Source organism: Pseudomonas fluorescens (assembly GCF_902498065.1).
Classification (GTDB): domain Bacteria; phylum Pseudomonadota; class Gammaproteobacteria; order Pseudomonadales; family Pseudomonadaceae; genus Aquipseudomonas; species Aquipseudomonas fluorescens_BJ.
The window spans coordinates 1-503 of sequence record NZ_CABVIR010000033.1 but is presented as its reverse complement, the minus strand read 5'-3'; the positions used below and the strand labels follow the sequence as shown (position 1 = coordinate 503).

At 58.3% G+C, this 503-nt stretch carries 1 protein-coding gene; it reads right to left on the bottom strand.

The window, feature by feature from the left end:
- A partial coding sequence (locus F8N43_RS29230) for an AraC family ligand binding domain-containing protein (RefSeq protein ID WP_191630171.1) occupies positions 1-444 on the bottom strand: 444 nt, incomplete at its 3' end.
- Between the last annotated feature and the right edge of the window lie 59 nt (positions 445-503).

Below are 503 nucleotides of genomic sequence, written 5' to 3'. Positions count from 1 at the left end.
TTCCTGCACCGGTGCCTGTTGCAGTTGATCGACCAGTACCTGGGCCAGACGCTGATCGGCCTCATGCTCCGGAATCTTCACATCGCGGGCAGCGAAGTCCTTGAGAATCGCCTTGAGAATGTCACTGATCGCCAAGGTGCAGGCCCGCGCCGGCAACCGTGTGCAAACACTTGGATCAAGACACACCGCGCGATAGTTGACCGGCTGATGGCTGTAGAAACTGTGCTCGACCTCGGGCGGCACCCACACCGCGTACTGAGGCGGCGACATGAAGCGGCTGCTGCCAATTTCCATGTGCAACACACCGTTGGCCGAATACTCGAGGGTGCCCCACGGGTGACGGTGGGTCGAGGCATATTCATGGGTGTCGAAGTCGGCATAACGGAAATAGACCGGGGACGGCAATTCGGCGAAGTCGAGCAGGTCGATGTGTTTAATGGTCATGCTGTCCGTCATCAAGGGCAGGTTGTCTGGATTGAAGTATAGGCTTGCATCCAGACCGG